This window comes from Coralliovum pocilloporae (genome assembly GCF_030845175.1).
GTDB classification, from domain to species: Bacteria; Pseudomonadota; Alphaproteobacteria; order Rhizobiales; family Cohaesibacteraceae; genus Coralliovum; species Coralliovum pocilloporae.
Genome location: NZ_CP132542.1, coordinates 3015063 through 3039340, shown reverse-complemented (window position 1 = coordinate 3039340; position 24278 = coordinate 3015063). Strand labels below are relative to the sequence as shown.

The 24278-nt window shown below is 55.6% G+C and carries 22 protein-coding genes; 7 read left to right on the top strand and 15 right to left on the bottom strand.

The window, feature by feature from the left end; genetic code table 11:
• The first annotated feature begins 50 nt into the window (after positions 1–50).
• Complete coding sequence (locus RA157_RS13865; RefSeq protein ID WP_350333722.1) at positions 51–1214, top strand: DUF2865 domain-containing protein; 1164 nt, start codon at positions 51–53, stop codon at positions 1212–1214.
• Here the strand turns inward: RA157_RS13865 and gltX are convergent.
• The 6 genes from gltX to RA157_RS13835 all read right to left on the bottom strand — a co-directional run bounded on the left by gltX (position 1132) and on the right by RA157_RS13835 (position 7780).
• A complete protein-coding gene (gene gltX / locus RA157_RS13860; RefSeq protein ID WP_350333721.1) occupies positions 1132–2463 on the bottom strand; it encodes a glutamate--tRNA ligase in 1332 nt (443 codons plus the stop codon). The genes RA157_RS13865 and gltX overlap by 83 nt on opposite strands.
• Positions 2464–2466: 3 nt before the next feature.
• The gene (locus tag RA157_RS13855; RefSeq protein WP_350333720.1) at positions 2467–4146 is read right to left on the bottom strand and encodes an NAD+ synthase; all 1680 of its coding nucleotides are present in this window, start codon (positions 4144–4146) and stop codon (positions 2467–2469) included.
• A 42-nt stretch (positions 4147–4188) separates the two neighbouring features.
• Positions 4189–4650, bottom strand: coding sequence for a hypothetical protein (locus RA157_RS13850; protein WP_350333719.1), 462 nt, complete (start codon positions 4648–4650; stop codon positions 4189–4191).
• Positions 4651–4722: 72 nt separating this feature from the next.
• Complete coding sequence (locus RA157_RS13845) at positions 4723–5544, bottom strand: DODA-type extradiol aromatic ring-opening family dioxygenase (RefSeq protein WP_350333718.1); 822 nt, start codon at positions 5542–5544, stop codon at positions 4723–4725.
• A gap of 148 nt (positions 5545–5692) precedes the next feature.
• Entirely contained in the window at positions 5693–7066 is a 1374-nt protein-coding gene (locus RA157_RS13840; protein ID WP_350333717.1) for a class II 3-deoxy-7-phosphoheptulonate synthase, read from the bottom strand.
• Positions 7067–7192: 126 nt separating this feature from the next.
• The gene (locus RA157_RS13835) at positions 7193–7780 is read right to left on the bottom strand and encodes a gamma-glutamylcyclotransferase family protein (protein WP_350333716.1); all 588 of its coding nucleotides are present in this window, start codon (positions 7778–7780) and stop codon (positions 7193–7195) included.
• A gap of 130 nt (positions 7781–7910) precedes the next feature.
• Between RA157_RS13835 and RA157_RS13830 the strand changes: the two genes are divergently transcribed.
• Positions 7911–9080 (top strand): aminotransferase class V-fold PLP-dependent enzyme, encoded by a 1170-nt coding sequence (locus RA157_RS13830; RefSeq protein WP_350333715.1) that lies wholly within the window; start codon positions 7911–7913, stop codon positions 9078–9080.
• Positions 9081–9091: 11 nt separating this feature from the next.
• Here RA157_RS13830 and RA157_RS13825 read toward each other — a convergent pair whose 3' ends face one another.
• Positions 9092–10096 carry a phytanoyl-CoA dioxygenase family protein gene (locus tag RA157_RS13825; RefSeq protein ID WP_350333714.1) on the bottom strand — a complete coding sequence of 335 codons (1005 nt, stop codon included), beginning with the start codon at positions 10094–10096 and terminating at the stop codon, positions 9092–9094.
• Between the two features lie 213 nt (positions 10097–10309).
• Between RA157_RS13825 and RA157_RS13820 the strand changes: the two genes are divergently transcribed.
• The gene (locus tag RA157_RS13820) at positions 10310–11227 is read left to right on the top strand and encodes a LysR substrate-binding domain-containing protein (RefSeq protein ID WP_350333713.1); all 918 of its coding nucleotides are present in this window, start codon (positions 10310–10312) and stop codon (positions 11225–11227) included.
• Here the strand turns inward: RA157_RS13820 and gor are convergent.
• From gor to RA157_RS13800, 4 genes are all read right to left on the bottom strand, one after another.
• The gene (gene gor / locus RA157_RS13815; RefSeq protein ID WP_350333712.1) at positions 11215–12591 is read right to left on the bottom strand and encodes a glutathione-disulfide reductase; all 1377 of its coding nucleotides are present in this window, start codon (positions 12589–12591) and stop codon (positions 11215–11217) included. The two genes, RA157_RS13820 and gor, sit on opposite strands and share 13 nt — an antisense overlap.
• A 161-nt stretch (positions 12592–12752) precedes the next feature.
• Positions 12753–13265, bottom strand: a complete 513-nt coding sequence (locus tag RA157_RS13810; RefSeq protein WP_350333711.1) for a DUF2059 domain-containing protein — start codon at positions 13263–13265, stop codon at positions 12753–12755.
• A 39-nt stretch (positions 13266–13304) separates the two neighbouring features.
• Positions 13305–13997, bottom strand: a complete 693-nt coding sequence (rpiA, locus tag RA157_RS13805; protein ID WP_350333710.1) for a ribose-5-phosphate isomerase RpiA — start codon at positions 13995–13997, stop codon at positions 13305–13307.
• 38 nt (positions 13998–14035) lie between these two features.
• On the bottom strand, positions 14036–15484 hold the full coding sequence (locus RA157_RS13800) for an NAD-dependent succinate-semialdehyde dehydrogenase (RefSeq protein ID WP_350333709.1): 1449 nt from the start codon (positions 15482–15484) through the stop codon (positions 14036–14038).
• Between the two features lie 167 nt (positions 15485–15651).
• Between RA157_RS13800 and gph the strand changes: the two genes are divergently transcribed.
• Positions 15652–16329 carry a phosphoglycolate phosphatase gene (gene gph, locus RA157_RS13795; RefSeq protein WP_350333708.1) on the top strand — a complete coding sequence of 226 codons (678 nt, stop codon included), beginning with the start codon at positions 15652–15654 and terminating at the stop codon, positions 16327–16329.
• A gap of 2 nt (positions 16330–16331) precedes the next feature.
• Here gph and RA157_RS13790 read toward each other — a convergent pair whose 3' ends face one another.
• The 3 genes from RA157_RS13790 to RA157_RS13780 all read right to left on the bottom strand — a co-directional run bounded on the left by RA157_RS13790 (position 16332) and on the right by RA157_RS13780 (position 19774).
• Positions 16332–16784 (bottom strand): Rrf2 family transcriptional regulator, encoded by a 453-nt coding sequence (locus RA157_RS13790; protein WP_350333707.1) that lies wholly within the window; start codon positions 16782–16784, stop codon positions 16332–16334.
• Between the two features lie 193 nt (positions 16785–16977).
• A complete protein-coding gene (gene pcaF, locus RA157_RS13785) occupies positions 16978–18183 on the bottom strand; it encodes a 3-oxoadipyl-CoA thiolase (RefSeq protein WP_350333706.1) in 1206 nt (401 codons plus the stop codon).
• 142 nt (positions 18184–18325) lie between these two features.
• Positions 18326–19774 carry an undecaprenyl-phosphate glucose phosphotransferase gene (locus RA157_RS13780; protein ID WP_350333705.1) on the bottom strand — a complete coding sequence of 483 codons (1449 nt, stop codon included), beginning with the start codon at positions 19772–19774 and terminating at the stop codon, positions 18326–18328.
• Between the two features lie 318 nt (positions 19775–20092).
• Here RA157_RS13780 and RA157_RS13775 point away from each other — a divergent pair, with 318 nt between their 5' ends.
• Both RA157_RS13775 and RA157_RS13770 read left to right on the top strand, forming a co-directional pair.
• Positions 20093–21709, top strand: a complete 1617-nt coding sequence (locus RA157_RS13775; protein WP_350333704.1) for a fumarate hydratase — start codon at positions 20093–20095, stop codon at positions 21707–21709.
• A 229-nt stretch (positions 21710–21938) separates the two neighbouring features.
• The gene (locus RA157_RS13770) at positions 21939–22535 is read left to right on the top strand and encodes a L,D-transpeptidase (protein ID WP_434058445.1); all 597 of its coding nucleotides are present in this window, start codon (positions 21939–21941) and stop codon (positions 22533–22535) included.
• 92 nt (positions 22536–22627) lie between these two features.
• On the opposite strand, the gene RA157_RS13765 is transcribed toward RA157_RS13770, so the two are convergent.
• Complete coding sequence (locus RA157_RS13765; RefSeq protein ID WP_350333703.1) at positions 22628–22987, bottom strand: gamma-butyrobetaine hydroxylase family protein; 360 nt, start codon at positions 22985–22987, stop codon at positions 22628–22630.
• Between the two features lie 216 nt (positions 22988–23203).
• Between RA157_RS13765 and moaA the strand changes: the two genes are divergently transcribed.
• Positions 23204–24235, top strand: a complete 1032-nt coding sequence (moaA, locus tag RA157_RS13760) for a GTP 3',8-cyclase MoaA (protein WP_350333702.1) — start codon at positions 23204–23206, stop codon at positions 24233–24235.
• Positions 24236–24278 lie beyond the last annotated feature (43 nt).

Genomic DNA, 24278 nt, shown 5'->3' with positions numbered 1-24278 from the left:
TTGTCTCGCCTCAGTATGCCGATCACCGGACTGTCTCGACAGAGTTACGCATGAAATCTGCTTACACCCTTGTTGCATCTGTTGTTGCCATAACCAGCTTCATCGGTTTTGGTGATCCGGTTCATGCGCAGACTCTCCCCCAGCAGCATCGCGTCTGTCTGCAGCTTGAGAACAGTCTGGCCAGCCTTCAGAACAACCGGCAATCCGCATCCAGACGGGCCCAGTTCCAGAAGTATGACCGTGCCAGCCACAAGCAGCGTTCCAAGGTTGACCGTTTGCGACGGCAGGCCAAGCGTCATAATTGTGACGGCGGAGGCTTTCTGTTCTTCCGTAAAAAACCAGGGCCTCAGTGTCGCGGCATCAATCGTCAGCTGAAGAAGGAAACCCGACGCCTTGATGCGCTGCTCGACAAGCGCAACCGGTTTGCCAACAACCCTGGCAGTCAGGACCGCAAGAAGCGGGAAGTTCTCGCGGCTCTGGCTCGCAATCGCTGTGGCCCTCAATATGAGCGCTATGCCCGTCGCGACAGGGGCCGGACCTTGTTCGGCTTGCCTATCTTTGGTGGCAGGGACAGGGATGACAGATTCCGTGGCGGGTCTTTCGCCCGGGAATTCTATGATGACGAATTCACCTCAATCGGAACCTTTCGCACACTCTGCGTAAGAGCCTGTGACGGATATTATTTCCCGATCAGCTTCTCCACCTTGTCGCGCAATTTCGAACGTGATGAGGCTATCTGCCGGAACATGTGCCCTGCAGCAGAGGTTTCGCTCTACAAGCACCGCAACCCGGGACAGGAAAGCGAAGACATGGTTTCTCTGAACGAGGAACCCTATGCGGACCTTCCCAATGCCTTCGCCTATCGCAAGCAGTATAATTCATCCTGCACCTGCGGTGCAGTCGATCGTCCCGGCCGCCTGCTCGGGACCGGTAACGGCGTCAATGCCAGCATCATCGGCGGTACATTCCGCTTTGAAGAGAATCTCGGCGACCCGTCGATCCCTATTCCGGACCTGCGCCCGGACCCGATGCAGGATCCGGAAACACTTCTGGCTCTGAGTGGTGACTTCTTCCCACAGATTATCGGCAGCGACAGCAATGGACTGGTTGCCGAGCGCTCCGGCAAAAAGATCAGGATAGTCGGTCCTCAGTACTTTTACGGCCGATCAGTGGCAGAAGCCGACCAAGCTCCGGACCGTGCGACAGTCCAGTAATCGCCTTGCGCAGCGGCATGAACAGGCTTTTACCCTTGCGTCCGGTTTCACCCTTCAGCACCTTGGTCCAGGCTGACCACGTGGTTTCATCCCAGGGTTCTGCGGGCAAAGCCTCACGGGCTGCAGAGATAAAGGCGCGATCGTCACCATCGACCTCAGGCTCAACCGGCCCGGTGACCACCTGCCACCAGAGCGCTGTATCCTGAAGCGTGGCGATGTTGCCGCGCACTGTTTCCCAGAAGAAGGCATCACTGCTGACACCCATCTCCTGAAGACGCTCTGCCACCGCATCATAGGACAGGGTCTGCAGCAATCTCATGTTGAGGTTCTTCAGGTCATCCGGGTCGAACTTGGCTGGGGCACGCGATACCTTGCTGAAGGCAAAATGATCTGCAAGACCCTCAAGGGCTGCAAATGGCTCGACCGCTTCTGATGTTCCGATCAGTGTTGCCAGAGACGCAACCGTTCCAGGCTCGAACCCGTCATCCCGCAGCCCCTTGAGGGACAGCGAGCCAAGGCGCTTTGAAAGCCCCTCACCGCTTGCTGTGGTGAGAAGGTTATGATGACCGAACCCGGTTGGCTTTGAGCCAAGAGCCTCAAAAATCTCGATCTGTGCACCGGTATTGGCCACATGGTCCTCGCCACGCACCACATGAGACACACCCATATCAATATCATCAATGACCGACGGCAGGGTATAGAGATAGGTTCCGTCTTCCCGGATCAGGATCGGGTCTGACAGGGAGGCGGTGTCGATGGACTGCTCTCCGCGCACAAGGTCCGTCCAGGTTACCGTGCGGCCTTCTAGCTTGAACCGCCAGTGCGGGCGTCGGCCATCGGCCTCAAAGGCGGCCCGTTCTTCATCGGTCAGATCAAGAGCCGCCCGATCATAGATCGGTGGCAGGCCGCGCGCACGCTGGCGTTTGCGTTTTCTATCGAGCTCGTCCGGGGTTTCATAACAAGGATAAAGCAACCCTCTGGCCCGCAACTCATCCGCCACAGCATCATAGCGCTCGACCCGGGCTGACTGGCGCTCAACCCTGTCCGGCCTGATACCAAGCCAAGCCAGATCTTCCGCAATACCGTCGGCAAATTCCTGTGTCGAGCGCTCCCTGTCTGTGTCGTCATAACGCAGAATGAACTGACCGCCATTGGATTTGGCATACAACCAGTTGAACAGGGCCGTACGGGCATTGCCAATATGCAGGCGGCCCGTCGGAGACGGAGCAAAGCGAACCACTGGGGTCATGAGTTATCCTTTGACGCGATCCCGATACCGGTTTGTGATCGGATATCGTCTGTCCTTACCAAAATTCTTGTCTGTCACCCGCACTCCTGGCGCAGCCTGGCGACGCTTGTACTCCGCGATGTAAAGCAGGTGCTGGACGCGCTCGACGACAGCCTTGTCATGCCCCTTGGCAACAATGTCATCCAGCGCCATCTCCCGCTCGACCAGACAATCGAGAATATCATCCAGCACGTCATAATCCGGCAGGGAGTCCTGATCGGTCTGGTTTTCCCGCAATTCAGCCGTCGGAGCCTTGTCGATGATATTCGCTGGAATAACCTCACCCTCCGGCCCCAGAAGACCGGTGGGATGATTGGCATTCCGCCAGCGGGCCAATGCATAGACTTCGGTCTTGTAGAGATCCTTGATCGGGTTGAACCCGCCGTTCATATCTCCATAAAGCGTGGCATAACCGACTGATACTTCTGATTTGTTGCCGGTGGTCACCACCATGGCGCCAAACTTGTTGGATACCGCCATCAGGATGGTGCCCCGGGTCCGGGACTGAAGGTTTTCTTCTGTTGTGTCCGCCTGCGTATCTGAAAACAGCGGGTCAAGCGCTGACAGAAAGCCTTCGACCGGTTCTGAAATCGGCACATTGTCATAGCGAATGCCAAGCGCTTCCGCACAGCGGGCCGCATCTGACAGGCTTTCATCCGACGTATAGCGATAAGGCAGCATGATGCTGTGCACCCGGTCCGCACCAAGCGCATCCACCGCCATGGCAGCACAAACAGCGGAATCGATCCCGCCGGACAATCCCAGAACCACACCTGGGAAACCGTTCTTGTTCACATAGTCCCGCAAGCCCAGAACACAGGCCTGCCAGGTCTCCTCGTTGCGATCCGGCAGGGCAGCGACAGGTCCACCCGTACAGCGCCAGCCATCGTCCGCCCGTTCCATGACCACATTGACCTGCTCTTCCTGGAAAGGCGCCATCTGGAAAGCCAAGGTCCGGTCAGCATTGAGACCGAAGGAAGCCCCCTCAAAAACCAGCTCATCCTGTCCGCAGACCTGATTGAGATAGACCAGAGGCAACTCGGTCTCGACCACCCGCGCCACAGCAACCTGCATCCGCTGATCGGCCTTGCCACGAGCGTAAGGAGACCCATTGAGGACAATCAGCATTTCAGCGCCGGTCTCCATCAGGCATTCGCAAACCTGATCGAACCAGATATCTTCACAGATGGGCGCCCCAAGGCGCAGGCCGCGAAATCCCATCGGGCCCGGAAGCGGAGCCTGATCAAACACCCGCACTTCATCGAAGACGCCATAATTTGGCAGTTCCACCTTGCCCTGGACGGATTCCACCGTGCCATTGTCGAGCAGACAGACAGCATTCCACAGTGCATCATCTGTCACCCAGGGGGTTCCGATAAGAACACCGGGGCCGCCATCGGCTGTCTCTTTGGCGAATGCTTCAACCGCCTCGCGACACGCGCGCTGAAAGGCCGGTTTCAGAACCAGATCCTCAGGCGGGTAACCGGAGACAAAAAGTTCCGGCAGGACCAGCAGATCGGCACCATCCTCGGCTGCCTTCAGACGGGCAGCCCGGGCCTTTTCCATATTGCCATCGATATCCCCGACCGTCGGATTGATCTGGGCAAGAGACAGAATAATGCGGTTTTCAAGCAAATGTGTCATGGGTCTGATTTAGCGCGATTGCCTCTGATCGGCAACGGCTTATCAGTGCAGACGAATCCGTAGCGCTTCGGCGTTGGCAGTCCAGGGCAGAAGGGCCTCGGAATGAACCATATCCGGCACATGACCGATAGCCTTGGCAATGGCCACCATCAGGTCTTGCGCTGAGTGCGGAGACGGCAGACTTGCCTGCACACCAAACCCTCTATCGAGGTGCGGCCCGGAGCCATAAGTCTCGGCATTGAGCGTCACAATGGGAAGATAGAGGCGTTCCGGGCGGCGATCACCGCGCAGATAACGCAGCACCTCTTCGCAGTCACCATTTGGAAGAGACCAGTCAACGATCACCACTGCCGGCAACCGTGCTTCAAGGAGATCACGAGCTTCTTCTGAATTTGAGGCTATTCGAACGTCTTTTACACCCGCTCCATCCACCATCTGTTCAACGATTGACCGCCTGATGCCCGCTGGTGCGACGATCAGAAGTGACGTTGAGCGATCAGACATTAATCAAATTCCCCTTGGCTCCCCAGAAGCAAGCAAAGCGCTTCCCGTTAGAGTCAGGATCGGTCCGAAACGTTAGGATCGCATTAACGCTGTTTGCAATTCCTGCCCACCAAAAGCGAGAATATCCATCCGCAGGACATGGTACTGCGCACTGCTGTGGATAAGTCGGGTGTCACCCTCTCCATCCCCTGCACCAGCCGCAACAAACAAAGGCAGGATATGCTCATCTGTCGGATGGTTGTCCCGATAACCAGGAATGGAATCAGGGTTCTCAGCCACTTGAGCCAGATTGCCGGAGAGGCTTTCTTCAATCATGCGATCAGCAAAGCCATCGACCCAGTCCGGCGTGTCTGTTCCATCCTCTCCTGCCCGTATCCAGCGAAACGCCTCGGAGAGATTATGGGTCATGGAACCACTGCCGAGAATCAGGATGTTCCTGCCCTGCAGTGACTTCAACGCCCGTCCGACTGCCAGGTGTTCAGAAGGGGCTCCCTCTTTACGCACCGACATCTGAACCACCGGGATATCTGCATCCGGGTACATCAGCATGAGCGGCACCCAGACTCCATGGTCAAAACCCCTGCCCCGCTCAAGCTCTGCGTCCACGCCTGCTTCTGTCAGCAACGAGACAACCTCACTGGCCAGTTCCGGGTTCCCCGGTGCCGGATAGGTAAGCGTATACAGTTCCGGTTCAAAGCCACCGAAGTCATAGACGGTTTCAGGCCAGGGGTCAGAGGAGACCGAAATTCGTTCCGTCTCATAATGGGCGGAAATACACAGGATGGCGTCAGGACGTGGCAGGGAGCGTCCGAGCACAGACAGACAATCGCGCGCGGGAGAGTCTCTCAGCACCAGATTAGGCGCCCCATGAGACACAAACAGGCTTGGCAGCATAGCAAAATACCTCCGCCCTCAAGATGAGCCTGCCACCACATTCAGATAAGAGCGAAAATTGCTGACGGACTGTCACCTGTTTGGTGTCCATCAAATGAAAAAGCCGGGCAAAAAGCCCGGCTCAAATCTTGTAAATCTGATATCGCGATCAGGCGTTGATCGCCAGACGGGTATCCCGCTCTGACTTCAGATTTTCGGAAATCAGGAAAGCCAGTTCGAGCGCCTGATCCGCGTTGAGGCGCGGGTCGCAATGGGTGTGATAGCGGTCGGACAGATCTTCATCTGTAATCGCCTTGGCACCACCCGTGCACTCTGTGACGTTCTTGCCGGTCATTTCCACGTGGATACCACCAGCGTGGGTGCCTTCCGCACGGTGAACAGCGAAGAAGGCCTCAACTTCCTTGAGGATACGGTCGAACGGGCGGGTCTTGAAGCCGGTGGATGCCTTGATGACATTGCCGTGCATCGGGTCACAGGACCAGACCACTTTCCTGCCTTCACGCTCGACAGCACGGACCAGAGCCGGAAGATGGTCAAAGACCTTGTCCGCACCAAAGCGGGCGATCAGGGTCAGACGACCGGCTTCGTTTTCAGGATTCAGTGCATCGATCAATCTGATCAGATCGTCCGGCTCGAGAGACGGTCCGCATTTCATACCGATCGGGTTCTTGATGCCACGGAAGAATTCCACATGAGCATGGTCAAGCTGACGGGTCCGATCGCCGATCCAGATCATATGACCGGATGTGGCGTACCATTCACCGCTTGTTGAATCCACACGGGTCAGCGCTTCCTCATAACCGAGCAGCAGAGCCTCGTGGCTGGTGAAGAAATCCGTCGAGCGCAGCTGAGGTGCGGATTCAGGATCAACGCCACAAGCCCGCATGAAGTCCAGCGATTCAGAGATACGGTCAGCCAGATCCTTGTAACGGGCACCCATGGCACCATCGTTGACAAAGCCCAGTGTCCACTGGTGAACGTGATCCAGATTAGCGAAACCGCCAGATGCAAAGGCACGCAGCAGGTTCAGCGTTGCAGCAGACTGACGGTAAGCCATCAGCATGCGGCGCGGATCAGGCTCGCGGGCAACCGCTTCGAAATCAATCTCGTTGATGATATCACCGCGGTAGCTCGGCAGCTCCACATCGCCCTGCTTTTCAGTCGGGGCGGAACGCGGCTTGGCAAACTGACCGGCAATCCGGCCAACCTTGACCACCGGCTGTTTGGCACCATAGGTCAGCACCACGGCCATTTGCAGGAAGACCCGGAAAAAGTCACGGATATGATCCGGGTGATGCTCGGCAAAGCTCTCGGCACAGTCACCGCCCTGGAGCAGGAAACCACGGCCTTCAGCCACGTCTGCCAGTTGCTTCTTCAGCTTGCGCGCCTCACCCGCAAAGACGAGCGGTGGATAACTCGCAAGACGGCCTTCAGCATCCTTCAATGCATCCTGGTCGGAATATTCCGGAACCTGGACGATTGGTTTTGCGCGCCAACTATCGGGTGTCCATTTGCTCGACATAACGTGTTACTCACTTCCTGTCTGTCATCGTCAACTAATCCGGCACAGTGTCTTTCGCAGTCCGGATGGACAGCGGTTATACACAGAACTCTGTGACAGTGCCACAAAAAGCGCCGTGAAATCCGCTTATCCTGCAGTAGCCTTTTGAATGAGACGGTCGAAAAGCTTCTGCTCTTCTTCAGTTACCGTCACTGCACGCGGATATCTCGGTGCATTCCGGTCGTCCAGAATAGGCACATGCCAGCCGAATGTCTCGGTCATGAAGCGTTCCAGCCCACTCTGCCCGAACAGGGTCATATAGCCTTGTAGGACGGCATCCACATAGCTGCGGATCACCGGACAATCCTCGTCTCCATATCCCCGGAACGCGTCTTTGGCGCTGTAGACATAAAGCGGGATATCCGGCAGCGCCTCCGGGCTTTCCAGCATATCTGCCGTAAGCTGGTGCCGATTATAGCGCATTTCACGCTCATCGACCGCAGGAAGACTGTCCACATGATCAAGGATCAGCGCGCCATCAATGGCTGACGCCGCGTCCGGCTCTGCTGTCAGGGCACAGACACCGCCCGCTTCTGCCCAGGCCGCCTGCCCCCGGATAAACCAGCCACGCCGCCACCCCTTCAGCCGCGCGGGGATCATCCTACGGGTCGGTGTTCTGTGCGTTTGTTTGTTGACCAGCGATCCATAGCCGAAATAGGCGATTATATCTGACATCTTTTATCCCTCTTGCCGGAGAGATGTTTGCCGTCTGCGGCTGCCAATGACAAGCCCTGATTGCCATCAGCCTGAAGACTATACAGGCTGGCCTGAATCATGCAGATTTCCTTCAAACAAGGAGATGACCATGCTGGATATAGCCGCCATTCGCGCAGAGACACCGGGAGCCGAGCTTGTTCTGCATTTCAACAATGCCGGCATGTCCCTGCCACCACGTCCGGTGCTTGAGACGGTTAAATCCTATCTGGATCGCGAAGCCCTGATTGGCGGCTATGAAACGGAAGACGCCTCTCAGGATCTTCTCAACGGCTTTTACTCCTCTGTTGCGACATTGCTCAACGCAGAGCCTGACGAGATTGCCTATGTGGAGAATGCGACCCGGGCGTGGGACATGGCATTCTACAGTATCCCTTTCCAGCCAGGTGACCGCATCATCACCGCACGGGCCGAATATGTATCCAACTATGTGGCCTATCTGCAGATGCAGCAGCGGGTGGGGATTGAAATTGACGTTATTGATGACGACGCCCATGGTCAGGTTGATGTGGCCGCACTGGAACGGGCGATCACTCCAAAGACAAGACTGATATCCATCACTCACATTCCCACACAGGGTGGGCTGATCAATCCGGCCGAGGCTGTTGGTGCTGTTGCCAGGAAGCACGGCATTCTGTTTCTGCTCGACGCCTGTCAGTCTGCAGGCCAGATTGACCTGGACGTCAAGGCAATCGGTTGCGACATGCTGTCAGCCACAGGGCGAAAATATCTGCGTGGCCCGCGCGGCACCGGTTTTCTCTATGTGAATAAAGACAGGCTGGATGAACTGCAGCCGCCCTTCATTGATCTCCGCAGCGCCGACTGGGTTGCGCCCAATCAGTTTGAATGGAAGGCCGGTGCGCGCCGGTTTGAGAACTGGGAGCGCTATATGGGTGGCCAGATTGGCCTGGCAAAAGCCGTCGACTATGCATTGACCCTCGGCATGGCCAATATTGAAAAGCGTGTCTGTCATCTGGCTGATACCCTGCGTGGTGCCCTGTCCGCCATGCCGGGGATCACAGTGACTGACCTTGGCGTACGTCGCGGAGGCATTGTCACTTTCGCGAAAAGCGATGAATCCCCTGCAGCAATCAAGGACCGTATGGCGGCCAGAAACATCAATGTGCGGGTCTCATCAGCGGGATCGGCACAACTGGATCTACCTCAGCGTGGCTATGACGCGCTGGTCCGCGCTTCCGTGCACTATTACAATACGGAGCAGGAAATAGAACGCTTCTGCCAGACGCTCCGGGACGCATAAGCCTCTCGGCATCAACACACCGGAGAATCGCTGAACCGATCAGCGGCGAACACTTTTCCCTGATGCTGCCCCGCCAGGATCCGCTGTCGGGCATCCTCCCATGTGCGGGCCCAGCGTGCTGGGTCTCGTTCTTCCCGAGACGGGTTTTCCCTGCTGCGGACCACAAGACCGGGAAATGCCGGGCGACCTGACTTCTGGCCGATTGGATGGAAGCGCAGATCGAAACTCCATCGCAGCTGGTTCGAGACATTCGGCATGGCCCGGTGGATATTCAGCTTGTGGAAGAGAACCGCTCCACCCCGTTTGACCGGCAGCGGCGCTTCTTCAAAACCATCGACCAGCACCTGTGGCACATTGGGTTCTCTCGCCAGCTCCTTGCCCGTGCAATGCGCGACAGCCCCCCGCCTGTGGCTGCCCGGTATGGATACAAGGCAGCCATTTTCAATCGCGGCATCGGTTATCGCCACCCAGACCGTGAGCTGGTCCGTGTCATCTGCATCCTCAAACAAGGCTACGACATCCTGATGCCAGGTCGTTCGTCCGACATTGGAATGCTCTGTATTGCTTCCGCTCAGATGTGCTTCAGGCGGTTTCATGCGGAGCTGCTGGACGGGGCTCGCTTCGATCTCGCTACCGATCACGCTCTCGACCACATCCAGAAGCTTTTCGTTTCGCAGGAGACCATGAATGGCAGGCCCGAAATGCCCGTGATAGGTCGCCTCGTTAACGGTCCCGTTCTCAAGTGGCAGTGAGATATTCAGGAAGTTATGAAGATCGGGATAGTCCGCCAGCAATCGGGTGAAACGATCCCTGAAACCAAGGTTCGGATAGGTTTCGCTGATATCGCCGCGTGCCAGCAGCAGCCTGGCCACCTCCTCAAGGTGCGCTTCATATTCCTGTTCAATTGGCACAATGTCAGCATCGTCCAGTAACTGGTCGATCACCAGGAAGCCTTTTTCCCTGAAGGCCTGCAATTGCGTCTCGCTGAGGCCTGCCTGCCCTTTCCTATCGGTCATGGATCGCTCTCCTCTTGCTTTCATGACAGATTGGCCCATGATGAGAAGACGAAAAAGATAAATCTTAAAGGCCTATGACCTTAAAAATGTGGCAGCTAAAGCGTGTTGCACTACGGCGAGAACCGGTTTGGCGAAGGCAACTCACTGCTGCAAAAGCGGTGAGCATGTTGCGTGAACCCTGTTCAGGGCAGCATGTTTCAAGGACGATAGCTCATGCGATATGCTCTCCCTCCACTTCCAGCTCTTCAGGCATTTGAAGCTGCTGCGCGGCACGAAAACTTCGTTGCAGCCGCTGAGGAACTGAACCTGTCCCATTCAGCCGTCAGTCAACGCGTCCGACAATTGGAGCAAAATCTGGGCTATCCCTTGTTTGAGCGCCTGCCGCGTGGTCTGCGTCTTACGGAATCCGGCAAGGCCTACCTGCCGTCTGTGCGGAAGGCCTTTGATGAAATTCTCGGCTCAACATCAGCAATTTTCGGCCCGCGATCACAGGGTTTTCTGACAATCCGGATGCCTATTTCCTACAGTTCGCTTTGGCTGACCACGGTAATTGACGACTTCATATCGCTTTATCCCAACATAGAGCTTCGCATTACCTCGTCTGTCTGGGCCGACAAACTGGCGAATGATGACGTGGATATCGACATCCGGCTGGGCTACGGGTTCTGGCCCGGCTATCGCTCCTATCTGGTCTACCGGGATCAGGTCATCGTTGTCTGTAGCCCGTCAACCCTGAAGGCTCTCCCGGACCATCCAACCGTCGCAGACCTGCTCGACCATCCGCTTATTCACGTCATGGGCATTGAAGATCTGTGGGAGAAATATTTCACGTCGCAAGACCTGACATTCAACCCGCAGAGACACATGATACGGGTCGATTCATCGACCACGGGTGCAGAGCTGGCAGCCAACAGCAATCGTTTCACACTGATGCAAACGCGGCTTCTCAAGCCTTATATCGAGTCAGGCCGTCTGGTCATGCCGTTCGACCACAAGGCCAGTACAGATCAGGCGCTTTATCTTCTTGAAAAAGAAGCACAAAAAAAGCCAAAACCGGAAGCTATTCTGTTCCGGGATTGGCTTTTTGAAACGTTTCGCGATGCGGATCAGGACCGGCTCTATTCGCCCTGAACGTGACGCTCCGTGCGCTGGCGCATGGTCACCAGTTCTTCAGAAGCCGTCGGGTGCACCGCAATGGTCGCGTCAAAGTCTGCCTTCGTGGCACCCATCTTCAGCGTAATGCCAAGGATCTGAACCATTTCACCGGAATCAGGACCGATGATGTGGACACCAAGCACCTTGTCGGTTTCACCATCGACCAGAATCTTCATCATAGTCTTCTCTTCACCACCAGACAGGGTGTGCTTCATCGGACGGAAGGTCGACTTGTAAACATCGACGATTTTGTGCTTCGCCCGGGCTTCCGCCTCAGTCAGGCCCACTGTGCCGATTTCCGGCTGGGAAAAGACCGCAGTCGGGATACAGGAATGGTCAACGATCACTTCTTTGCCGCCATAAATTGTATCAGCAAAGGCATGACCTTCCCGAATGGCAACCGGTGTCAGCTGAGCCCTGTTGGTCACATCACCAACCGCGTAGATGCTGTCCACATTGGTTTTGGAATACTGATCCACCTTGATGGCACCGCGATCGGTTTCAACGCCGGCATTTTCAAGCCCAAGACCATCGATATAAGGCACACGGCCAATTGCATAGAGCACCTGATCGGCGACCAGTGCCTTGCCGTTCACGGTACGGGCGGAAATGCCACCCTCGGTCTTGTCGAGTTCAGCAATATTGTCGCCGGTAATGATGGTGATACCCTTCTTCTCCATCTCAGCATGGAGATGGGTTCTCAGGTCATCATCAAATCCACGCAGGATTTCCTCACCGCGATAGAGCAGCGTTGTCTTGGCACCAAGGCCGTTCAGAATGCCCGCAAACTCAACTGCGATATAACCACCGCCAACAACAATTGCCGTTTTCGGAACCTCATCCATATGGAAGGCTTCGTTTGACGTGATCGCATGTTCGATACCGGGAACGCTGTCATCCAGCTTCGGTGTTGCCCCGACTGCGATCAGAATACGCTCGGCGGTTACTGTGCGGTCTTCCTGCACCAGGCGCACCGTATTCGGCCCTTCAATCACGGCGCGGGAGTTGACGATCCCAACACCGGAATTCTCAAGGTTACGAATGTAGATACCGTTCAGCCGTGCAATTTCATCATCCTTGTTGCCAAGGAGCGTTTTCCAGTCAAACCGCGCGCCATCCACGGTCCAGCCGAATCCGGCTGCATCCTTGAAATCACTGCGATATTTAGAGGCATAGACAAACAATTTTTTCGGCACACAGCCACGAATGACACAGGTTCCGCCAACCCGGTATTCTTCTGCAACAGCGACACGGGCGCCATAGCCAGCCGCAATACGCGCTGCGCGAACACCGCCCGAACCAGCACCAATGACAAAAAGATCATAATCATATGTGGACATGGTGGCCCCCAATTCCGCCTCAAGATTGTTTCCGTCACAAAAACGGGCCGCAATGAAAGGATGCGGCCCATCCGGGGCATAAATACCCCGTAACACAGCGTAGCTAGGGGTGAATGGCTACCGGCACCACCCCATGACCTTCACATTGGCGTGATGGCCGCCTAGAGATCGTGGCCGCGCTTCTTCATCTCAGCCCGGACCTTGACCAGAAGCTCGTTGGAAATCTCCCGACCCACAGCATCGGCCTGCCGAAAAGTTTCCTGCAGCAGGAAGCTTGCTTCCACCGCTAGCTTACGTCCGGTTTCTGTCTGATAGAATGCCGAAATGTCTTTAAGCTCAGCTTCTGTGAAGCGACTTGCCCAGAGCACAGCCATGTTGCTATCGATCTGAGTCTTGCGATCCTCAAAATCCTTGACCGCAATGTCGGTTACTTCAACGATATCCTTTTCCAGACCTGGGTTGGTCCGGATAAAAGTATTTTTCGTCTGCAGAGCCACAAGCTCCAGAAGGCTGGAGAAACCACCGGTCGCGCGGTAAGCCAGAACGGCCTCTTTCGCGGCAGACAAATGGCTTTCTGCGATTTCTGTTCCCTGCTGGGCTGAGGTCGGAGTTGTCTGCAGGCTCATTGCTACGACCAAAGCCGCAAACAGGCCTCCCAGTCCACTCTTCTTCATTTGTATCTCCTAACTCTCACAGATCGGGGACAGCCCCGTTTAACGCGTCAATGTCTGGATGCCGTCTGCACCAGCGACAACCGCCAGTCTGGCCAAATCGATGAACAGGCCATGTTCAACAACACCGGGAATTGCAGACAGTTCAAGTGCCAGAGCTTCTGGATCCGGAATGCGGCCAAAAGATGCATCGAGAATGAAATGCCCACCGTCGGTCATAAAATTCTGTCCGGCAGCATCCTGCCTCAAGGCAAGAGTACCAGTAAGGCCTATATTGCCTGCTGCTGAGCGAATGGCAAGCTCTGTTGCACCAAGTCCAAACGGCATTACTTCAATTGGTAGGGGAAAAGTCCCCAATGTCCCGACAATCTTGGTCTCGTCGGCGATAACAATCATCTCATCGGAGGCCGCAGCCACGATTTTTTCGCGCAGAAGCGCACCGCCACCACCTTTGACCAGAGCCAGATCAGGACCGATTTCGTCGGCACCATCCACCGTCAGATCCAGATGCGGTGTCTCATCCAGTGTTGTCAGCGGCACCCCGAGCTCACGGCACAGGGCAGCTGTGCGCTCGGATGTCGGGACACCGATGATCTCAAGACCATCCGAAATCTTTTCAGCCAGCACACGAACAAACTGTTCTGCCGTGGATCCTGTGCCAATGCCCAGTTTCATTCCGGACTTTACATGGTCCGCTGCAGCTTCCGCCGAGCGGCGTTTCATCATATCGCTCATTCTGAGACTGATCCTGAATTTCCGTGTCCGGTCGACCCCTAGCGGTCCAGACCACCCATCAGCATATATTTGATTTCCACAAACTCTTCCACGCCGTGATGGGACCCCTCACGTCCAAGGCCTGATTCCTTGATACCACCGAACGGTGCCATTTCCGTGGACAGAATACCGGAATTGATGGCCACCATGCCATATTCCAGAGCTTCGGCCACACGCCAGACACGACCGAGATCACGGGCATAGAAGTAGGCCGCCAGACCGAACTGCGTCGCATTTGCCTGCTCTATCACTTCATTTTCATCAGAGAAGCGGAAGAGAGGAGCCAATGGACCGAAGGTTTCTTCCGTAGCCACTTTCATGTCGGATGTGACACCGGTCAGAACTGTCGGCTCGAAGAATGTTCCACCCAGAGCATGAGGCTTGCCGCCAGTCACCACCTGGGCACCCTTCTCGACAGCATCAGCAAGATGGCTTTCCACTTTGGCAACAGCGTTCTTGTTGATCAGCGGTCCCTGAATGACGCCATCCTCAAGACCATTGCCAATCTTGAATTCAGCCACTTTAGCAGCCAGTTTTTCCGCAAAGGCATCATAGACACCGTCCTGAACGTAGATGCGGTTGGCGCAAACGCAGGTCTGGCCCATATTGCGGTATTTGGACAGGATTGCGCCATCAACGGCCGCATCCACATCCGCATCGTCAAAAACGATGAAAGGCGCATTACCGCCCAGCTCAAGGCCGACCTTTTTCACCGTGTCAGCCGCACGCCGCATCAGATGCTTGCCGACAGCGGTCGAGCCGGTGAAACCGATGAACTTGACCGTCGGATTGCTGGTCATCTCATCACCGATTGCCGGTGCATCACCCGTGATACAGTTGAAAACACCCTTCGGAATACCAGCCCGCTCAGCCAGTTCGGCAAGAGCCAGAGCCGTCAGCGGCGTTTCCGGGGCAGGTTTGCAGACTGACGTGCAGCCTACGGCCAGCGCTGGAGCCACCTTGCGGGTGATCATGGCAGCAGGGAAGTTCCACGGCGTGATAGCTGCGATGACCCCGATCGGCTGACGAATACAGACAATCCGGGCATTGGTCGCAAATGTCGGCAGGGTTTCCCCGGCAACACGCTTGGCTTCTTCTGCATAGAACTCAACAAAAGAGGCTGCGTAAGCCACCTCTCCGCGGCTTTCGGCAAGAGGTTTGCCCTGCTCGGTGGTCATGATGATGGCCAGATCTTCCTGATTGGCCATGATCAGATTGAACCAGTTACGCAGGAGCGTGGAGCGCTCTTTCGCCAGTTTCGCAGACCAGGTCTTGAACGCTGTATCGGCAGCTTCAATCGCCTGCCGGGTCTCATCTCCACCGAGATAGGGAACCTTGCAGATCTCATCCCCGGTTGCCGGGTCATAAATGGCGTCGGTCGGTTCACCAACCCACTGACCATCGATATAGCACTGATTTTTCAGGAGAGAGGGGTCACTCAGCTTCATCTCGGCACTCCGGAACAGAAACACAAACGACTTGCTCCTTAGCACGGCTTTTTACCAAAGGCCACCAGTTGGCAGGCATAAACACGGTCCGCGCAGATGATTTGTCGATCTGCCAGAATCCCGCTATCAGTCCATTGTCAATTTTCGCTCTGAAACTGGAGTTATCAATGGCTGATGACCGCCTCGTGGTGTTTGATCTGGACGGAACCCTTGTGGATACGGCTCCCGATCTCCTGACCTCGTTGAACCATGTCCTGGCTACAGAGGGTTACCAGCCTGCCTCGCGGGAGCAGATCAGTTTTCTGCTCGGCCAGGGTGCGCGCAAGATGCTGGAACGCGGGCTGGAGTTGAATAATATCTCCTTGCCCGACACAGAACTTGACCGGCTGTTTCAGGACTTCCTCACCTATTATGGCAGCCATATCGCTGATCACAGTCGCCCTTTTCCAGGCGTCATCAATGCGATGGACTGGCTGCGTGAGAACGGTTGCCGCTTTGCCGTCTGCACCAACAAGCTGGAAAGCCTGTCACGGACTCTGCTCAATAATCTGCAGCTTGCGGACTATTTCGAAACTGTGGCTGGCCGGGATACATTTCCGGTCTGCAAGCCAAACCCGGACCATCTTTTTGGCACGATAAAGGCTGCGGGTGGCAATCCGCAGCGGAGTGTACTGATTGGTGATTCAAAAACCGATATCGCCACAGCCAAGGCCGCGGGCATTCCCGTTGTCGCGGTCACCTTCGGCTATACGGATATTCCGGTGACCGAGCTGGGGCCTGATAGCATCATCGATCATTTTGACCAGCTGATCGAGGCCGTCGACCAGGTACTCCCGCCGCTTTAGGGTCAGGCATCAAGAGCAGCAACAACCTCAGCCGGAGCCTGTCCGGCACGCGCGCGATGGGGCATGATATCTTCGAGCGTGTGTTCGTCCAGAACGGTCACAAATGCATCAAGTGCCCGGTCGAGCATTCTGTTCAGCGGGCTGGCCTGCTGAATTGCACATTCTTCCACACCCGATCCGAAACAGTCTGCCTGGATGTAGGTCTCTTCCGTGGCGCGAACCACATCACCAATGCGAATGGAAGGCGCAGGCATCGCAAGCTTAATACCGCCATTGCGACCGCGTGCAGTGTCCAGGAATCCGGCCTGAACGAGAAGTGGTACGATCTTGAACACGTTGTATTCAGTAATCGCATAGGTTTTCGCGATCTCTGCGATTTTGGCGTATTCATCGCCTTTCATGGCGCAATGCATCAGAATGCGCAGCGCGTAGCTGGTCTGTTTTGTTAAACGCATCGATCATACCTGTTGTTCGACTTCCCCGCATAGATGCGAAGACGTCAAGTCGCGATCTCTTCTTCAAACGCGCCGCAAGTCACCATATGGCTTCCCAATTCGGCACAGCACGCTCTTTATATAGTACGATTCTCGCAGAGACTTGTCATCTGCTCAATCGGGGGTCCTGGACGAAGCAGCCTCAAGTGCTCTGTCACACGGCCTCAATGGCCAGTGCAATCCCCTGCCCGACGCCGATACACATGGTCGCCAGAGCCCGTTTACCCGATCGCCGTTTCAGCTCCAGAGCCGCTGTTCCAACCAGTCGGACACCAGACATGCCGAGAGGATGTCCCAGGGCTATGGCACCACCATTCGGATTCACATGCTCGGCATCATCAGCAAGTCCCAAGGCACGCATAACGGCCAACCCTTGTGCGGCAAAGGCTTCGTTCAGCTCAATAGTCTCGAAGTCAGCAATATCCAGTCCAAGACGGGCCATCAGCTTTTCCGATGCCGGAGCGGGTCCCATGCCCATGATACGCGGTTCAACACCCGCTACAGCACCACCAAGAATTCGTGCTATCGGCCTGAGATTATAGCGCGCGATGGCTTCTTCAGACGCAATAAGGAGTGCAGCTGCCCCATCGTTGACACCGGACGCATTGCCTGCAGTCACGCTGCCGCCCTCACGGAACGGCGCTTTCAACCCGGCCAGCATCTCGGCGGTGGTGTTCGGCCTCACATGCTCATCCAACGTGACCTGAACGGATGCGCCCTTCCGCGCCGAAACCGTAACAGGCGTGATCTCTTCTGCCAGACGCCCATCATCCTGCGCTGCAGCCGCTTTCTTCTGGGAGCGGAGGGCAAAGGCATCCTGATCGGCCCGGCTTATTCCGAACTGCTCAGCTACATTTTCAGCCGTTTCCGGCATGGAATCGATGCCATATTGCGCTTCCATCAGCGGATTGACGAAGCGCCAGCCAATCGTGGTATCAAAAAGCTCTGCTGAGCGCGAAAAGGCCTGTTCGGCCTTGGGCATGACCAGCGGAGCCCGCGACATGCTCTCACTGCCACCGGCTATCATCAGATCCGCTTCGCCTGCCTTGATGGCACGGGCTGCCATGGTGATTGCATCCATGCCTGAGCCACAAAGCCGATTGACGGTGGTTCCGGGAACAGAAATCGGCAACCCGGCCAGAAGCACGGCCATACGCGCCAGATTGCGGTTGTCTTCCCCCGCCTGATTGGCACATCCCAGAATGCAGTCATCCACTTCAGCCCAGTCCACATCCGGTTGCCTGTCCTTCAAAGCGCGGATCGGGATGGCGGCCAGGTCATCTGCCCGCACAGACGACAGGGCACCGGCAAAACGACCGATAGGCGTTCGGATGTAATCGCAGATATAGGCCTCGGTCATTGCGCGCGTCCTGCCTGCTCCATGTTACACAAATCGATAGAGAGCGTGTCTTTCTGAAATATATGATTGTGTCCCTCACCCCGCAAACAGAAAAGCCCACCAGATCTTGGCGGGCTCCTGATTTTGTCTGCCGGGATTTGCCTCAGTAGGCATTCTCGTTTTTGAACAGCAGGGAGAACGGTGTCATCAGAATGATGTAGATATCAAACAGGATGGACCACTTGTTGATGTATTCGAGGTCGAGTTTCACGCGGCCCTCAATCTTTTCGCGGGTATCAGTCTCACCGCGATAGCCGTTCACCTGTGCCCAGCCGGTGATACCCGGCTTGATGCGATGGCGGGCAAAATAACCGTCGACCACATCTTCATAGAGGTGGTTATCCGCCTTGGCAGAGATCGCATGAGGACGCGGTCCGACCAGTGACATAGTGCCGAGAACAACGTTCGCCAGCTGTGGCAGCTCGTCCAGAGATGTCTTGCGGATGAACCGGCCAACACGCGTGACACGCGGGTCATCCTTTGTCACCAGCTTGCTGGCATTACGGTCACACAGATCCGTATACATGGAACGGAACTTGAAGACGGTGATCAGTTCATTGTTGAAGCCGTAGCGTTTCTGACGAAAGATAACCGGCCCCTTGCTCTCAAGCCTGATTGCAATGGCAACCGCAGCCAGAACAGGACTCAGCATGATCAGCATCAGAGTGGCCGCACAGCGATCAAAGATATTCTTGGTGAACTCGTTCCAGCCAGCAAGCGGCCTGTCGAACGCATCCAACAGCGGCAGAGACCCGATATAAGAATAGGATCTCGGCTGCAGCCGCAGCTTGCTCGAAAGCGCACTGATACGAATATCAATAGGCAACTCCCAGAGACGTTTCAGGACCTGAAGCAGTCGCACTTCTGCAGTCTGAGGAATGGTTACGATAATCTGGTCAATACGGTTATGCCGCGCGTAATCATGCAAATCGGATACGGTACCCAGCTTCTGGTATTTCTTCACAGAATCCGGTGACCGGCTATCCTTCCGATCATCAAAGATACCAATGACTTCAATCTGGTTGCGAGCTGATTCCTCAAGCAGATTCAACACATCTTCCGCATGCTGGCCACCGCCCACAATAGCGATACGCCGGACAAACCGCCCATCGCGTTCTGCCGGTCGAGCCATAAACTTGAACAGGGCGCGCGAGGCAAAAACATAGGCGAGCGCCGAAAGACACCACCCCCAGAACCAGTCGAGCGTCAGGCCAAAGAAACCAAAATGAAGGACACACCAGACACCGCCACCTGCAGCGATGACGACAACACCTGCTGTCAGGACCGATGGCCAGGGAGACAGGAGTTTCCTGATACCGTAGTGATAGGTCTGGCGCAGCAGAAATACATTGGCCGTTGCCGCCAGCCATGCATTGAAGACGGCTACGGTCAGCTCGAACACATTGACCATGCCAACGAAATAGCGCGTAAGCGCAAATGACAGAAGCGCGAAGACGACCAGGTCACCCAGCTTCATAAGACGCTGGATGACCACAGGCTCGATATATCCTGCTTCCGGATTATGACTTGTCTGAATATCTAGCGTACTCATGACAGTGTCCTGTTTGACGCATTTGTTGTTTTGATCTCGGTACACGGTACAGACCGGCTGTTAATTTGATGTCAATTTTAGCTAAGTCGTCGGCACAAGTTGCGACAACCTGAATTCATTCATAACGATTAGTTAACAGGATCGATCAGGTTTTATTCGTGTTCTCACAGGGACTTGAAAATGCGAGAGCCGATGCAATCCAGTGTCTCGCCGAAGGAAGCATGGCATTGTGTCGAAGCTTTGATATAAGGGATCAATCTGTTGCCGGGACCACGACTCAACCCAAAATCTGAGTCTGAAACAGAAGAGCCGATATCCATGACTTTTACCTATACGCCTGTCTTTCCGCTTGGAGCTGACGAGACTCCATACAAGAAACTCACCTCCGACTATGTGTCGACGACCGAGTTTCAGGGTCAGGAGATCCTGACTGTGGAACCGGAAGCCTTGCGGCTTCTGTCCGAGCAGGCATTCATGGATATCAACCATCTGCTGCGTCCCGGGCATCTCGCCCAGCTCCGAAGGATTCTGGAAGACCCGGAAGCAACCGACAATGACCGGTTTGTCGCCTATGACCTCCTGAAGAATGCCAATATTGCCTCGGGGGGCATCCTGCCGATGTGCCAGGATACCGGAACAGCCATCGTCATGGGCAAGAAAGGTCGCCGCATCTGGACAGATGGAAGCGATGAAGCCGCGCTTGGCAAGGGTGTGCTGGATGCCTATGAGAAGCGCAATCTTCGCTACAGCCAGCTTGCGCCTATCTCCATGTTTGAGGAGAAGAACACCCGCACCAATCTGCCGGCCCAGATCGAACTCTATGCGGATGGTGAAGACGCCTACAAGTTCCAGTTCATCGCCAAGGGGGGCGGGTCTGCCAACAAGACATTTCTGTTCCAGGGTACGCCGTCCCTGCTGACCCCGGATCGGCTGATTGACTTCATCAAAGAGAAAATCCTGACGCTCGGAACCGCAGCTTGCCCGCCTTATCACCTTGCAGTGGTCGTGGGTGGCATGTCGGCTGAGCAGAATCTGAAAACCGTCAAGCTGGCCTCCACCCGCTATCTTGATGGACTGCCCACGGCAGGTTCTGAGGCCGGACACGCCTTCCGCGACCTTGAGATGGAAGAGCAGATTCACAAGCTGACCCAGAAAACGGGTGTCGGTGCTCAGTTTGGCGGCAAATATTTCTGTCATGACGTACGCGTTGTCCGCCTGCCCCGACATGGTGCATCTCTGCCCATTGGTATCGGTGTCTCCTGTTCTGCTGACCGTCAGGCCCTGGGCAAGATCACCAAGGATGGCGTATTCCTTGAACAGCTTGAGGAACACCCGGCCAAATACATGCCGGACATCAAGGATGACGATCTGTCCGGCGATGTGGTGAAGGTCGACCTCAATCGTTCCATGAGCGAGATTCTCGGTCAGTTGACGCGGCACCCGATCAAGACCCGCCTATCTCTCAGCGGCACAATCATCGTGGCTCGTGACCTGGCCCATTCCAAGCTGCGGGATCGGGTTGAATCAGGCGGTGATCTGCCGGACTATTTCAAGAACCATCCGATTTATTATGCAGGCCCTGCCAAAACACCGGAAGGTTATGCATCAGGCTCCTTTGGACCAACCACAGCCGGACGCATGGACGCCTATGTGGATCAGTTCCAGGCTCTGGGCGGTTCCATGGTCATGCTGGCCAAGGGCAACCGCTCCCGCCAGGTGCGTGAAGCTTGTCAGAAGCATGGCGGTTTCTATCTCGGCTCAATCGGCGGCCCGGCAGCTCGTCTTGCCCAGGACTGCATCAAGAAGGTGGAGTGCGTCGAGTTTGAAGAGCTTGGCATGGAAGCCATCTGGCGGATTGAAGTGGAAGACTTCCCAGCCTTCATCGTGGTTGACGACAAAGGCAACGACTTTTTCCAGGCGCTCAATCTTGGATAGGACGGTCGAGCCGTCCCAAAACACCCCAGGCCGCCGATACAATTCAAAGGCGGCCTGACTATCTTTTGCTCAACCTATACACATCATTTTACCGGTAAAAATTTTGTGAGATGCCGTGAAAACCTTGTGTACCGGATTCATTCTGTTAACAAGGATTCTGTAGTTTTCACGAGTCTTGAATATTTTACGCCTTGAGGATGGGGCCCGGGGCACGTTTAGGGGAAGAGAAATGCGTAAATTTTGGACTTTGGCGCTGGGCGCGCTGACCTCACTCGGCGTTATGGCAACAAGCGTTGAGACCAGCTCTGCACTGACCTATTTTGATCCGGTCACACGGACTTGGCAGAAAGCCGGTGCCCACTATGGCAAGTCTCCCATCAAGCGTGAGACTGTCAGCTATCAGACAAAGCACAAGCCTGGCACAATCATTGTCAACACCAAGGAGCGTCGCCTCTATTTGGTGCTTGAAGGTGGCAAGGCGCTGAAATATGGCGTCGGCGTTGGCCGGACGGGCTTTCAGTGGGCGGGCACCCATCGTGTAACCCGCAAAGCGGAATGGCCAGGCTGGACACCACCGCCTGCCATGCGCAAGCGTGAAGCCCGCAAGGGCCGCAAACTTCCGGCCTATATGCCAGGCGGACCGCGTAATCCGCTCGGCGCGCGGGCGCTCTATATCGGCTCAACCATCTATCGTATTCACGGCTCAAACGAGCCGCGCACCATCGGACAGGCCGTTTCATCCGGCTGCATCCGTATGGCCAATGAGGACGTGATCCACCTCTATGATAAGATCAGAGTCGGCGCCAAGGTTATCGTCCAGCGCTAGATCTAGTTCAAAGGGGAACGCTATCAAGGCCGCTCTTCGGAGCGGCCTTTTTTTTGGCTTTCTTTCTGGATTGTCAGTTTTCAGGTGGCGGTTCACCGAGACAGGCCACGCGCGTCAAGCGCGTCAATATAGGTCTGCCAGATCTGCTCCCGCTCTCTGCCGAGCGCAAGGAATGTCTCCCACATGTAGTAGCCGGTATTGTGCCCATCGCTGAAGGTAATCCGTACCGCGTAGTTGCCGACCGGCTCGATATTGCTGATGCTTACATGCTTTTTGCCGGACACGATCTGCTTCTGATCCGCTCCATGGCCCTGCACCTCTGCGCTGGGGCTTTCGACCCGCAGATATTCGGCAGACAGTTCAAACCGCTCGTTGTTGTCAAACGAGACAGTCAGACATCGCTTGTCTTGCGACACTCGAAGTTCGGTCGGTTGCGGGGATTGCGCTGACATATGGTCCTCCGGACGGTCAAAACTCCTGCCACAGATAGACATTCTGACCCGGATTGACCAGAGGTCTAAATTCCCCTTGATCTACGACCTAAATCGGCCTGTGGTGTGATTGACTGTTGAGGTGGATCAAGTACAAACTCGTTCCTATGTAATACACCTTACGGTACTTCGGGGCACGGGACCCTGATGAATCGCCTGAAAGGTCTGGAGCACAGAATGGCACACGAACTCTTGTCACCATCATCCAAGCCGGAACCGATGATCGACCCGTTTGGGCGCGCGGTGACCTATTTGCGTGTCTCGGTTACAGACCGTTGTGACTTCCGCTGTGTTTACTGCATGTCCGAGCACATGACCTTCCTGCCCAAGAAAGAGGTTCTGTCTCTTGAGGAACTGGAGCGAGTCTGCTCTGCCTTTATTGAAAAAGGCGTGCGCAAACTCCGGATCACCGGCGGGGAACCACTGGTCCGCAAGAACATCATGTCCCTGTTCCGTCAGCTTGGCAGCCATATCGATACTGGCGCTCTGGAAGAACTGACTGTAACCACCAACGGGTCCCAGCTCGCAAAATATGCGACCGAGCTTTACGACTGTGGTGTCCGCCGGATCAACGTGTCTATCGATACGCTTGATCATGACAAGTTCAAGACTGTGACCCGCTGGGGCAATCTTGGCCGGGTTCTTGAAGGGCTCCAGGCCGCCAAAGAAGCTGGCCTGCAGGTCAAGCTCAATGCTGTGGCACTGAAGGAAGTCAACCATCAGGAACTGCCGCAGATGATCGAGTGGGCTCATGGTCAGGGCTATGATTTCACCGTGATCGAGACCATGCCTCTGGGTGAGATTGAGGGAGATCGTACAGACCAGTATCTGCCCCTCTCCCAGGTCCGTGACGAGCTGTCAGAGCGCTGGACCCTGAATGATATTCCCTACAAGACCGGCGGCCCGGCCCGTTATGTGGAGATCAAGGAAACAGGCGGCCGTCTCGGCTTTATCACACCGATGACCCATAATTTCTGCGAAAGCTGCAACCGCGTCCGCCTCACCTGCACCGGTACGCTGTATATGTGCCTTGGTCAGGAAGACGCCAAGGACCTCAGGGAACCACTTAGGGCATCAGAAGGTAACGAGCTGCTCTATCAGGCCATTGATGAAGCCATCGCGCGGAAGCCGAAGGGTCATGACTTTATCATTGACCGCAACACCCGTCAGCCAAGCGTTGGCCGCCATATGTCTGTGACAGGCGGTTAGCACCGATAATCCGTCACCCCCGCTTTTACAGAGACATGACATC

Excerpts from the sequence above, each read along its gene's own strand:
- RA157_RS13865 (WP_350333722.1), top strand. The coding sequence starts at position 51 with ATGAAATCTGCTTACACCCTTGTTGCATCTGTTGTTGCCATAACCAGC.
- gltX (WP_350333721.1), bottom strand. The coding sequence starts at position 2,463 with ATGACCCCAGTGGTTCGCTTTGCTCCGTCTCCGACGGGCCGCCTGCAT.
- RA157_RS13855 (WP_350333720.1), bottom strand. The coding sequence starts at position 4,146 with ATGACACATTTGCTTGAAAACCGCATTATTCTGTCTCTTGCCCAGATC.
- RA157_RS13850 (WP_350333719.1), bottom strand. The coding sequence starts at position 4,650 with ATGTCTGATCGCTCAACGTCACTTCTGATCGTCGCACCAGCGGGCATC.
- RA157_RS13845 (WP_350333718.1), bottom strand. The coding sequence starts at position 5,544 with ATGCTGCCAAGCCTGTTTGTGTCTCATGGGGCGCCTAATCTGGTGCTG.
- RA157_RS13840 (WP_350333717.1), bottom strand. The coding sequence starts at position 7,066 with ATGTCGAGCAAATGGACACCCGATAGTTGGCGCGCAAAACCAATCGTC.
- RA157_RS13835 (WP_350333716.1), bottom strand. The coding sequence starts at position 7,780 with ATGTCAGATATAATCGCCTATTTCGGCTATGGATCGCTGGTCAACAAA.
- RA157_RS13830 (WP_350333715.1), top strand. The coding sequence starts at position 7,911 with ATGCTGGATATAGCCGCCATTCGCGCAGAGACACCGGGAGCCGAGCTT.
- RA157_RS13825 (WP_350333714.1), bottom strand. The coding sequence starts at position 10,096 with ATGACCGATAGGAAAGGGCAGGCAGGCCTCAGCGAGACGCAATTGCAG.
- RA157_RS13820 (WP_350333713.1), top strand. The coding sequence starts at position 10,310 with ATGCGATATGCTCTCCCTCCACTTCCAGCTCTTCAGGCATTTGAAGCT.
- gor (WP_350333712.1), bottom strand. The coding sequence starts at position 12,591 with ATGTCCACATATGATTATGATCTTTTTGTCATTGGTGCTGGTTCGGGC.
- RA157_RS13810 (WP_350333711.1), bottom strand. The coding sequence starts at position 13,265 with ATGAAGAAGAGTGGACTGGGAGGCCTGTTTGCGGCTTTGGTCGTAGCA.
- rpiA (WP_350333710.1), bottom strand. The coding sequence starts at position 13,997 with ATGAGCGATATGATGAAACGCCGCTCGGCGGAAGCTGCAGCGGACCAT.
- RA157_RS13800 (WP_350333709.1), bottom strand. The coding sequence starts at position 15,484 with ATGAAGCTGAGTGACCCCTCTCTCCTGAAAAATCAGTGCTATATCGAT.
- gph (WP_350333708.1), top strand. The coding sequence starts at position 15,652 with ATGGCTGATGACCGCCTCGTGGTGTTTGATCTGGACGGAACCCTTGTG.
- RA157_RS13790 (WP_350333707.1), bottom strand. The coding sequence starts at position 16,784 with ATGCGTTTAACAAAACAGACCAGCTACGCGCTGCGCATTCTGATGCAT.
- pcaF (WP_350333706.1), bottom strand. The coding sequence starts at position 18,183 with ATGACCGAGGCCTATATCTGCGATTACATCCGAACGCCTATCGGTCGT.
- RA157_RS13780 (WP_350333705.1), bottom strand. The coding sequence starts at position 19,774 with ATGAGTACGCTAGATATTCAGACAAGTCATAATCCGGAAGCAGGATAT.
- RA157_RS13775 (WP_350333704.1), top strand. The coding sequence starts at position 20,093 with ATGACTTTTACCTATACGCCTGTCTTTCCGCTTGGAGCTGACGAGACT.
- RA157_RS13770 (WP_434058445.1), top strand. The coding sequence starts at position 21,939 with ATGCGTAAATTTTGGACTTTGGCGCTGGGCGCGCTGACCTCACTCGGC.
- RA157_RS13765 (WP_350333703.1), bottom strand. The coding sequence starts at position 22,987 with ATGTCAGCGCAATCCCCGCAACCGACCGAACTTCGAGTGTCGCAAGAC.
- moaA (WP_350333702.1), top strand. The coding sequence starts at position 23,204 with ATGGCACACGAACTCTTGTCACCATCATCCAAGCCGGAACCGATGATC.